Annotated in this window: 11 protein-coding genes; 2 read left to right on the top strand and 9 right to left on the bottom strand. The window is 69.0% G+C overall.

Features of this window, described 5'->3' with window-relative positions; translation table 11 throughout:
- Positions 1-191 precede the first annotated feature (191 nt).
- The 4 genes from Q0994_RS33635 to Q0994_RS33620 form a co-directional block, all read right to left on the bottom strand.
- Complete coding sequence (locus Q0994_RS33635) at positions 192-914, bottom strand: helix-turn-helix domain-containing protein (RefSeq protein WP_299542480.1); 723 nt, start codon at positions 912-914, stop codon at positions 192-194.
- Position 915: 1 nt separating this feature from the next.
- Positions 916-1,212, bottom strand: a complete 297-nt coding sequence (locus tag Q0994_RS33630) for a hypothetical protein (protein ID WP_299542478.1) — start codon at positions 1,210-1,212, stop codon at positions 916-918.
- A 1,070-nt stretch (positions 1,213-2,282) separates the two neighbouring features.
- Positions 2,283-2,531, bottom strand: a complete 249-nt coding sequence (locus Q0994_RS33625) for a hypothetical protein (RefSeq protein ID WP_299542476.1) — start codon at positions 2,529-2,531, stop codon at positions 2,283-2,285.
- A gap of 780 nt (positions 2,532-3,311) precedes the next feature.
- Complete coding sequence (locus Q0994_RS33620) at positions 3,312-3,866, bottom strand: hypothetical protein (protein ID WP_299542474.1); 555 nt, start codon at positions 3,864-3,866, stop codon at positions 3,312-3,314.
- Positions 3,867-4,008: 142 nt separating this feature from the next.
- On the opposite strand from Q0994_RS33620, the gene Q0994_RS33615 reads away from it, so the two are divergent.
- Positions 4,009-4,320 (top strand): hypothetical protein, encoded by a 312-nt coding sequence (locus Q0994_RS33615; RefSeq protein WP_299542472.1) that lies wholly within the window; start codon positions 4,009-4,011, stop codon positions 4,318-4,320.
- 452 nt (positions 4,321-4,772) lie between these two features.
- Here Q0994_RS33615 and Q0994_RS33610 read toward each other — a convergent pair whose 3' ends face one another.
- The 5 genes from Q0994_RS33610 to Q0994_RS33590 all read right to left on the bottom strand — a co-directional run bounded on the left by Q0994_RS33610 (position 4,773) and on the right by Q0994_RS33590 (position 7,085).
- Complete coding sequence (locus tag Q0994_RS33610) at positions 4,773-5,006, bottom strand: hypothetical protein (RefSeq protein ID WP_299542470.1); 234 nt, start codon at positions 5,004-5,006, stop codon at positions 4,773-4,775.
- 23 nt (positions 5,007-5,029) lie between these two features.
- Positions 5,030-5,335, bottom strand: a complete 306-nt coding sequence (locus Q0994_RS33605) for a DUF6247 family protein (RefSeq protein WP_299542482.1) — start codon at positions 5,333-5,335, stop codon at positions 5,030-5,032.
- 59 nt (positions 5,336-5,394) lie between these two features.
- Positions 5,395-5,877, bottom strand: a complete 483-nt coding sequence (locus Q0994_RS33600; RefSeq protein ID WP_299542468.1) for a hypothetical protein — start codon at positions 5,875-5,877, stop codon at positions 5,395-5,397.
- Positions 5,878-5,891: 14 nt separating this feature from the next.
- Positions 5,892-6,452, bottom strand: a complete 561-nt coding sequence (locus Q0994_RS33595; protein ID WP_299542466.1) for a telomere-protecting terminal protein Tpg — start codon at positions 6,450-6,452, stop codon at positions 5,892-5,894.
- A 447-nt stretch (positions 6,453-6,899) separates the two neighbouring features.
- Positions 6,900-7,085, bottom strand: coding sequence for a hypothetical protein (locus Q0994_RS33590; RefSeq protein WP_299542464.1), 186 nt, complete (start codon positions 7,083-7,085; stop codon positions 6,900-6,902).
- Between the two features lie 199 nt (positions 7,086-7,284).
- On the opposite strand from Q0994_RS33590, the gene Q0994_RS33585 reads away from it, so the two are divergent.
- Positions 7,285-10,206 (top strand): NACHT domain-containing NTPase (locus tag Q0994_RS33585; protein ID WP_299542462.1); only part of this gene is annotated, 2,922 nt, incomplete at its 3' end.

Raw genomic sequence — 10,206 nt, 5'->3', positions numbered from 1 at the left:
ACGCGGTCGCCGAGGACGCGGTCGCCGAGGACGCGGTCGCCGAGGACGCGGTCGCCGAGGACGCGGTCGCCGAGGACGCGGTCGCCGAGGACACCGAAACCAGCGCTCCAACGCAGCTGCGGCGCTTCCCGTACGGGAAGCGCCGCAGTCCTTCCCGCCCTCCGGGCAGGGACATCAAGGGTTCCGTCACATCATGCTGCTCGCTGCGTGTGCTCCCACAGCGGTGTCACCGAGGCGACAGCCTCTTCCTGGGCCCGCCGGGCCGCTTCCTGGCGAGCGGCGCCCCACAGGTTGATGTGCTTGGACCGTGCCGGGTCGTCACGCAGGGCGCGGACGGCGGCGGCGAGCCAGCGTTCGATCTCCGCTTCTCCCCGTACGTAGCAGGCCCTCAGGAAGGCGATGGCCTGCGGAGGGTCCACGGGCAGCGTGTCCCCGGCGATGATGCGGCGCGTGGTGGTCTTGGGCAGCACGCCGCGCTCGGCCGTCAGCTCCATCTCGCCGGGGCTCGGGTAGCCCGCCCACACGTGCTGGTGACGCAGGGCGCGCAGGAAGCCCGCGGTGTCCGAGACCAGGGTGGGGTCGGGCGCGGTGTGGACGTAGTACGGCGCCCGGGTGGCCCGGCGTGCCCTGACCCACAGCTCGTGGCCACGGGTCAGGAGCACGTCGGGTCCGAACAGGTCCTTCTCGGTGAGGGTGATGAGGATGTAGTTCTCGACGGTGTCCCAGGAGGGGACCGTCGAGCCGGAGGCGGCGCGCTCGAAGGTGGCCTTCGAGATCCAGCCGTTCCGGACCTCGGACATCTGGCTGTAGGTCAGGCCGGCCGCGCGCCGGCGCTCGCGGAGGTACTCCGCGAGCGCCGCGCGTGCGGGAACGGTCTGGTCCACGTTGTTCTCGCGGCGTCCCGTGGCGGCCACGTCAGTGGCCCGAGCTGAAGTACGCGCGGAAGAGCCGGCTGATCCGGCCACCGCTTCGGCCTCCCGTGACGACCAGAAGGACGACCGCGGCGCCGATGCCGGCGGCGCCGCCGAGGAGCAGGAGGACGTCCTGGACGGTCATCGCGTCCGGGGCGATGAACGCGGCGGTGACGATGGACACGATGATTACCAGAGCGTGCGGCATGGCGAACCGGCCGCTCGTCGTGATGGTGGTGGTGTCGGACGACGCCGACTCGATGGTCGCGGTGCTCACCGCGACGGCGGGCTTCTTGCCCATGACAGGTCTCCCTAACCACCGCCCGGCGACCGTGAGATCGCCGGACGGTGCTACTTGGCTCCAACCGAAAAGCCCGTGCGTGCGGTCTGGGGGAGTTGGCGCTCCCTGCGCACAGATGGACTGCTGCGGCAAGTTTCTCAGCCCGTAAGGGGTACCTGAGGGGCGGTCAACCACATGGCTCACCAACGCGCCAAAGCCAAGTAGTCGACGAACTTCCCGCTCTTGGCATCGGACTGACGACCCGGCAGGGTGCGCCGGGCCGCACGGCACCGCCTAACGGTGCAGGTCAGAACGCCGCACGACGCCTACCACGGAAGAATGACAACCACGGGAACCGACAAAAAGGGCGTCCGGCGCACGTAGACACAGGCCAGGGACCTGGGAGAACGGGTTGGCGAGCCCCGTAGTGCGCGACGCACGGGTCGCACTTCCACTACCACGCAGAGCACCTGGAGACGAGATCGTGACATGGGCTGACCTGGGTTGATTCAATTTCACGCCCGCTCGATCCTCCATCCCCGCAGATCGGCGGGCACACTCGTCTCCAAGAGGCGCGCGTCTATATATCTGGACCGCCCTTGCCCTGATTGCTACTGGCTCCAACCGGCGCACCAGGGACCCTGGGACCAGATGTTGGCGCATCTGTCCCGCAGGAAGCCGATGACCGCGCCCCTCCGTGGGCGGGCATCGGCTTCATCTGCAATCACAGCCGCCCGCGGCGAACTGGGTCAAGGGCCGCGCCCTCTCAACGTCCCGGAGAAGTCTCGACGGGCACCGCCCTGCCGGGACGGTACGGGCGCCGCGTACGGGTCAGCCCGACCCGCCTCGGCCAACCGCCACCGAAGTCCCCCGTGTGCGGCGGCGACCTGACAGGCGAACAGCCTCACCTCGGACCTCCGGGGACCCGGACCGGGTGAACGGGGCTCAGCGGCGTACACAGCCGCTCTCCTGGCCGTCCACGGGTGCACCCGGTGCCCACGGTCCGCGAATGGTGAAACTACGCGCCGACAATGACGCGGACCGCTGGCCCGGACCGGCTCGCCCGCGTCCGGGCCAGCCCGCTCCCGACGTCACCGGCGGCGGGTGACCGAGATGACGATGGTCGTCACCATGCCCAAGCCGGTGACGACCGCGAAAGCCCCGGACGCCGGCTCCCGCAGGGCCGGGTACTCGTGGAAGGCGAAGCCCACGACGGCGCAGACCGTCAGCGTCAGCACAACGCCGATCGCGGCGACGGCCGCCGGCACCCACGCAGCGGTACCGGGGCCCGGCTCCGGCGCGGAAGCGGGGGCGGTGGGCGCGGGAGGCGGAATGGTCATGGCGGATCTCTCCTTCGGTCAGTGGACAAGCACGGTGCTCTCCGCCTCTTCGCGGGCGAGATACCGGTACCGACAGCAGTCCCTCCCGTGACACCCGTGGGCAGCTCCCTGAACAGGGGCGACTGCGATCACATGGCGTCAGGGGGCGTGGGCGGGCCGGCACGGCGGGCGAGCATCCCCTACCTGAGTTGTGTGGGGCGTGTTTCACGTAAGCGATCTTGGACAGAGCGGAATCCGCCTTCAGCGCGTCCGGATCGCGGCCGCGGCTGCGCCCACGGTAGCGAAACCGAACACTCTCCGCAGCCATGCTAAACAGCCCCTGACCTCCTCTTTTTCCATTGTGATCACAATGGAAATACGGGTATGTGACACTCTGTGACCAGCAGGAACACTCGAACCGTGTCACACAACCTCGCGCCCAGCGGGCATAACGCCCGCACCTCAAGTGACGTAGATCACTCTTCCTACTCAAACCTTTATTGGTATTAGAGGCCAAAGTCGTTTAGGCGAACTAACGCACTCTTTGCGGCTTTTTCACTGTTATTCGGCATGGGTTCACGCCCGGCGCCGTCCTGCTCTCCACGAGGGAAGCGGTTGCCTGGGGCCGAGCGCACCCGGCGTTGCACGACGCGTTGCTGCAACGGGTTGGCACGCGTCCGATGCTGACCCCGGCGCGAGGCCGCCGCGGCGCCCGGCTCCGCCGCACAGCGCCGTGAACACCGCGGTGCAGACGACCGACACGGCGGACACCGTGAAGTGATCCGTCGTACAGGCTCGGCTTCATGGGTCGCTCTGTGGAAGACGGGCAGTGGCGCTCACGATCTGCGCGTTGTCGGGCAGATCGAGGTGCTGTCGGCGGTCGGAGAACTTCAGCCGGCCGCCGGGCAGCATGCCCTTGGAGCGGAGAACCGAGGAGCGTTGGGAGCACCACTGGGTGCAGTACGTGCGGCGGGTGGTGGATACGGGCTGGGCGCACACGGGGCAGCAGTGGGGGCCGATGGCGGGCGCCAGGCGCTCGAAGAGCTTCCGGATGCGGGTCTGGTCTTGTTCGGTGACTGGTTCGCGGTCAGCGTCGCAGCCGGTCAGGAACTCGGCGAGGACGGCGCGCAGCGCGGTGAGGTCGCGGCGGCAGGTTCCGAGCAGGGCGAGGTATTCGTCGACGGGCCAGGTGGCGAGGATGCCCGAGCGGGTCATGTAGAGGCCGACGGTGTCGATCCGGTACTGGTCGTTGGTGTCGAGGAGCAGGTAGCCGAGGAGCTGCCAGGCGGTGTTCTTGGGCAGGTTGTGCGGTTTGCGGGCGCTCTTGAAGTCGAGGAGCAGGCCGTCGGCGACCAAGGTCGGCGTCGGCGGTGATCCGGGCGTGGGGGAAGGTCGGGCCGGGGGCGCAGTTCTCGGGGCGGGTGCGGGCGCGTAGGGCGGCGAGCGGGCCGTCGGCGGCCCGGTAGAGCTGCGCGACGACGTCGGCCACGAGGTCTTGGTGCGGGAGCTGGAGAAGGCGCTCCAGGGTGAAGGAATCGGGGGCGGAACTCGCCGCCAGGAACAGCGGGGTGTACACGAAGCCGATCGAGGTGCGGGCCGCGACCTGGAACCAGGCCGCGGCGATGAGCAGCCGGGCCAAGTCTTCCTCCTCGTCGTGGGCGCGTTCGACCGGTGTGGCGCGGTTGGCGAGGTCCAGTTCGGTGACGGCGCGGGTGAGGCGGGAGGCGAGTTCGTTGCCGACCGCGCGCATCCGCAGCCCGATGCGCTGGAAGTCGGCGGCTACCACCTCGATGCCGATGAGGGTGGTTAGGTCGACGGGCGCGGCCGCGGAGAAGGCCAGGCGCAGCCGGGTGTCGATGGCGGTGCCGACGGTGCCGGCCTCGGTGCCGACGCCGGGCGGCGGGGCCAGGACGTGGTCGGTGCGGTGCTGGGCGCGGTAGCTCTCGCGCAGGGGCTTGGGTCCCGCGGACAGCTCGCGGTCCAGGAACAGGCGCAGCGGGGTGCGCGGGTTATGGATGGCGCTCACCAGGGACATGCGGGTGCCTTCCGTACCGGGCTGATGGAGGTCATGCCGGGGACGGTAGGAAGCTGAACTGACACGGTGTCGCCCGAACGAGTGAGTCTTTCGGCCGTTGCGCGTGACGGTTCACCGGATCGGGTGACCTCGGCGCGGCGTGCGGACACAGGCTGTCTGACAGCCTCGCAGCCTTCCAGGAGAGGCATTCACCTGAGGAAACGTGCTGTGAGACTTGGCACGGGTGGCTATCCGAGCCAGACAATGTTCAGGACCGTCAGCCGGTGCAAGGGCCGGTTGATCCAGTAGGTGACGGAGAGCTGGCCGACGGCTGCGTAGCGGACGTCCTCGCCTTCTTCGTCGTCGGCGTCGAACTGCCGGAAGCCCCATGGGTCTGCGGCGGCCGCGGTGAGAATGTCCCACACGGTGTCCACCGTGTGCTCGGGCAGGGTGTCGAGGACCTTGGCGGCCGGGACGGACACGCGGACCGCGTACGGCTGTCCGCTCACCGACGCCGGCGGCGGATCTCCGCCAGGCCGATGGCGTCGCCGTCGTCGTAGCCGGAGGCCACGAACGCGTCGACGGCCGGTGCGTGCGCGAGACGGCCCTGCCAGTCCTGGACGACCTCGTACAGCGGCGCGAGGGAGAACGTGCGCCGGGACTCCTCCAGGGCGGCCGCCCACTCCCGCTCGAACGCCGGCACCCACGTCGCCGCGCGCCGGTCGGCGCGCAGCTGGGCGAGGAGTTCGGCCGGCGCCCCGGGAGCGGGGGCGTGCGGAGTGACGGGTGCGTGGTCGGGCTGCGCGCTCATCTGGTCCTCCCGGCGGGTCGTCACCTCACCGTACGCGCGCCGGATCGGCGTGGGTGCGGTCACGGGCAGATCCCTCCTCCGGGGTGAGGGCGGCACGAGGGCCGGGCCCCGGCAGTTGCGATGCCGGGGCCCGGCCCGTGGTGTGCCCGGGGGTCAGGCGGCGGGCTGAGGACCAGCGTGTAGTGGCGGCCGGTGGCGAGGTGGACGGTGAGCGTGTCGCCGTCGGCGGTGGCGGCCCGGTAGGCGGGGTGGGCCAGGAGCGCCGGGATCACAGCGTCGCGCAGCACGTCGGCGGCGGGCCCGCCCGCCGGGGCCGGGGCGCTGGGCGGGTCCTGGAACACGTTGCCGTCGGGGCCGTCCTGGAAGTCGAGCACCCAGGTGCTCCCGCCTGCGGTGAAGACGACTTCGCCCTGGGCGTTGCAGTCGGTGACGTCGCTGGTCCCGGGGTGGGCCTCAAGGGCGTGGGCCAGGCGGACGGCCTCTTCGTCCACGGCGGTCAGCGGGCTCTCGTCGCAATCGCTGGGCGGGAATGGCGTAATCATTTTTTCGCTTCTGTTCAGTAGTCCAGATCGAGGTAATCAATTTCGTTGATTTCGACGTCCGAAAGGCCCATGGCGCGGCCGCCGCCGTCCTGGAAATAGATTTCTTTCAGTCCGTCGGCGATGATTCCGCGCATCTGCTGGTCGCTTCCTCCGGTGTCGCGGGCGTCGAAAAGGCGCTGCGCGTACTCGGGGGGCAGGTGCACGGTGAGACGCCGGAAACGGCCGTCGTCGGTCGTGCCGACCGGCGCGGAGTACCCGAACCGGGCCCGGGTCTCCACGGTGATGCCGGTGGTCGCGGCGGCCTGCTTCTGCCTGCGCCTGCGGACCTGGGGCTGCCACCGCCGCCGCACGGCGTTGTCGATCTTCGCGGCGACATCCGCGCGAGCGTGCTTGCGGGCGCCGCGCCGGTAGCGGTTGACGGAGTCGGCGGTGACCCCGAGCTCCGCCGCGACGGCCTTCGCGCTGCCGAACTGCTTGATCAGGTAGCCGATCTGGCCCTTGAGGGTCTTCGGCGGCTGCCGGGTGAACGCTTCGCGTCCGGCCCGTTCGATGGCGTCCTCGATCTCTCCCGCCATGGTCCAACTCCCTTCGGGGGTGGGTACCGGCCCGTCGGGGCCGACGGGCCGGTACCGGGTATCGCGCGGTCTCGTGGCGGGGCGGAGTCGAAGATCGCCCACGCGCCGCCCTGGCGGACGATCTCGGCCCACCCTGTGAATGGGTGCCTCCATGCCAGCCCGCCGCCTTCAGGACCGGCACCCAACGGCAGCAGTTTGGTCACCTCGCGACAGCCATGATCACGACGAGCGGGTTGGCGTGAGCTGGGACGCCCGTGGCCATCATGGCTGACGCCGCCGCCGCGCTTCATTCACACCGCGGGCCCTTCATGCGCGGTGGGCCCAGGTGTGGAGCCCGGCGCCTGGTGAGGGCGGTCCGTGTACGCGGAGTGGGCCGTACCGGGTTCCAGCTTCCTGCCGACCCGTTGGAACCGGTGTTGCCGAGGTGCCTCGGCAACCGGTGGTGGATCAGTGGGTGCGGACCCACCATCCCAGGAGGGCAACCAAGGTGGGGCCGGTGGCGGCGGCCAGGGACAAGGCTGCCTGGCAGGCGGCCTCGCGTCCCAGAGGCCTGCCGGCGGGGGCCGGGTGGTCGGCGGGCTGATCCGTCTGGGCCGGTACGGCGGTGGTGGGCTTACGGCGGAAGGTACTCATGGGCTCCCCTGCGAGATAGCGGTGGATGAGGGTGCCGGGCCCGGCATCGCCATGACTCTCCCGCCGGTGATGGGCAGCTGTCCCAAGTACGGGGCACGGCGGGCAGTTGGACCGTTACGCTCCTGGCCACAGCCTCGCGCCCGGGGCGCCCGCCCCAGGTATGGCGGGCGCCCCGGGCGCGGGGAACGGGGAGGAAACGTTGAAGACGACACCGGCGGCGCCGGTCCTGGGCCCTGGTTGCGACATCCTGCGGGTGCGGCTGCGAGATTTACGCGAACGGGCCGAACGCGCGCGCAAGCAGGCCGGCCGGTCCAGTTCGCTGAAGAGTCTGGAAGACGCGGTGCGCCGGTCGGGCCAGCCGGGCACGGAAACGTTCCGCGGACAGAGGGTCAGCAGCTGGGCACCGCCACTGGACCAGCCGGAGAAGTTCGTGGTGCCGCAGGACAGCGATGTCCTGCTGGCCGTCGTCACAGTGTGGTCGGCCTGGACCGGCCAGCCAGCACTGGACGAGCAGCAACAGGTGGACCGGCGCTGGCTGAAGGCAGCGAGGACGGAGTGGGACCCGCTGCTGCGTGATGCCCAGCAGGAACGAGCGGCGTCCCGGGAACACGGGGACCAAGATGCCCGGGCCCGGGCCGCGGTCAACAGGTATTTGGAGCGGGTGCGGGAAGTACACCGCCGTCTGAATCTGGACGTCCTCGGTCCCTCAAGCCTCGCCGGTGAGCAGCCGATCATCGAGTTGCGGCAGGTCTTCATGCCGCAGACCTGCCGCCCGTTCGAACCAAAGATGGATGACGGTATACGCCGGCGGTTGCTGGCTGCGGGTGAACTCGTGGATGACGAGGAGCTCCCTGAGACCGTCCGAGAACGGGTACTGGAGCGGGAGGCGGCTACCCGAGGGGTGGCGCGGCCTGTGTTGTCGGCGCTGGCCGCGCCGCGGATCGTCGTGCTGGGCGACCCCGGGGCTGGCAAGTCCACGCTGGCCAAGTACCTCGCCCTGGCTCTGGCCGGCGGACTCAACGAGATGCCCGCGCCCCTGGAGCGGCTGGCCGGACTCGTTCCGGTCCTGGTGGAACTGCGCCTCTATGCGGAGGAGCGCTGGCGAGAGCGCACCATCGAGGACTTCCTCGATCACGTACACGTCCAGGAGCGCATGAACCTGCCCCGCCCCGTACTCGAGGAGCTTCTGCACAGCGGGATGGCGATGGTCATCTTCGACGGCCTGGATGAGATCTTCGACCCGTCCGTCCGCGCCCAGACCGCGCGGCGCATCACTGCCTTCTCAGCCCACTACAGCCAGGCGCGCACTCTGGTCACCTCACGGGAGTACGGCTACCAGTCCCACGAGTTCACCGCGAACGGGTTCGTCCAGGTGATGCTCCAGAACCTCGAACTCGCACAGATCAAGGAATTCACCCGCCGCTGGTACATAGCAGCCGACCCGGAGACACCCCAGCTCGCCGCCAAGCTGACGGAGCGGCTCCTGAGCGCGGTACACAACCAGCGCCCGGTGGCCGAACTCGCGGGCAACCCGCTCCTGCTCACCATCCTGGCCGCCGTCGGCAAGGGCCATACCATCCCTCGAGAACGCCGCGCGGTCTACGCCCACGCCATCAACGTCCTCATCGAACGGTGGGACAGGGACGCCAAATTCCTCAAAGCCCCCGACCCGCCCACCAACGACGTCGCCCACGCCCTGGAAGGGCTGACCGCCGACCGCAGGCTGAAGCTCCTGGAACGTATCGCCCGCACCATGCAGGAAGGTGCCGGAAAACCTGCGGGGACCTTCATCCACCACGACGACCTCACCGGCATCATCAAAGCCTTTCTCACCGAATCCAACATCGCCCCGGACGTCGCAACCGTCACAGCCAACCTCATGGTCGAGCACCTGCGCTCCCGCAACTTCCTCCTGGCCCACTACGGCGGCGGCCTCTACGGCTTCGTCCACCGCACCTTCCTCGAATACCTCGCCGCCACGGACCTCCTCTACCGGCGCGGAGAAGAGGAATGGCCCCGCGACCACCTCATGGACATTCTCATCCAGCAAGCCGAAAATCCGGCCTGGCACGAAGTTCTCCTCCTGACAGCCGGCGGGCTCATTAAGCGTGACCTAGCCGCCCTCCTCGCTCAACTACTCCACCGGCACGAACAAGACAATGATCACTTTGCCCCCATGCTGACGTTGGCCATCAGAGCACTTGCCGAAGCTGGCAATATCGGCGCACCCTATGTCCCGGGAACCATAGATCCCTGCCTGTCGGTAGCCGCTCAGAGCGACGCCGTTGTCGACACCCTCACCAGGGCACTCAGCCCGCACCAGATGGTCCGAAGCCTTAGTAGGGCGTTACCGGCTCTGGGAACTTTCGAGCACTCATGGAGTGGCCGCGACCGTTACATGCGCTGGTATTGGGCGTACTCAAGCGTGATGGAATATTCCGGCAATGCCGACGACGTAGCCGCGGCACTCAGCCGTACTCCCCAAGAAGCCACTATCCTTCTGCACGCTTCCCACTTTAGAGGCATGGCCTATCTAGGACGCTCAGCTATTCAAGTTCTGGGGGAGCGGTGGCCCGACCGAGAACGGACCTTCGCAACCGTCCTCAACGCCGCCACCGACACCAACGCCTACGTACGGAACGCGGCGCTGGTCGTATTGGGGGAGCGGTGGCCCGACCGAGAACGGACCTTCGCGACCGTCCTCAACGCCGCCACCGACACCGACACCAGCACCGACGCACGGGAAACCGCCCTGAGCGTGCTGGGGGAGCGGTGGCCCGACCGAGAACGGACCTTCGCGACCGTCCTCAACGCCGCCACCGACACCGACGCCTACGTACGGATCATGGCGCTGGACGTGCTGGGGGAGCGGTGGCCCGACCGGGAACAGATCTTCGCGACCGTCCTCAACGCCGCCACCGACACCGACACCTACGTACGGATCATGGCGCTGGACGTGCTGGGGGAGCGGTGGCCCGACCAGGAACAGACTCTCACCACCGTCCTCAACGCCACCACCGACACCGACACCTACGTACGGGAAACTGCGCTGCGCGTGCTGGGGGAGCGGTGGCCCGACCAGGAACAGACTCTCACCACCGTCCTCAACGCCACCACCGAC

This window comes from uncultured Streptomyces sp. (genome assembly GCF_947488945.1).
GTDB lineage: Bacteria > Actinomycetota > Actinomycetes > Streptomycetales > Streptomycetaceae > Streptomyces.
This window is presented reverse-complemented; position numbering and strand designations above follow the sequence as displayed.

Excerpts from the sequence above, each read along its gene's own strand:
- Q0994_RS33630 (WP_299542478.1), bottom strand. The coding sequence starts at position 1,212 with ATGGGCAAGAAGCCCGCCGTCGCGGTGAGCACCGCGACCATCGAGTCG.
- Q0994_RS33625 (WP_299542476.1), bottom strand. The coding sequence starts at position 2,531 with ATGACCATTCCGCCTCCCGCGCCCACCGCCCCCGCTTCCGCGCCGGAG.
- Q0994_RS33605 (WP_299542482.1), bottom strand. The coding sequence starts at position 5,335 with ATGAGCGCGCAGCCCGACCACGCACCCGTCACTCCGCACGCCCCCGCT.
- Q0994_RS33600 (WP_299542468.1), bottom strand. The coding sequence starts at position 5,877 with ATGATTACGCCATTCCCGCCCAGCGATTGCGACGAGAGCCCGCTGACC.
- Q0994_RS33595 (WP_299542466.1), bottom strand. The coding sequence starts at position 6,452 with ATGGCGGGAGAGATCGAGGACGCCATCGAACGGGCCGGACGCGAAGCG.
- Q0994_RS33590 (WP_299542464.1), bottom strand. The coding sequence starts at position 7,085 with ATGAGTACCTTCCGCCGTAAGCCCACCACCGCCGTACCGGCCCAGACG.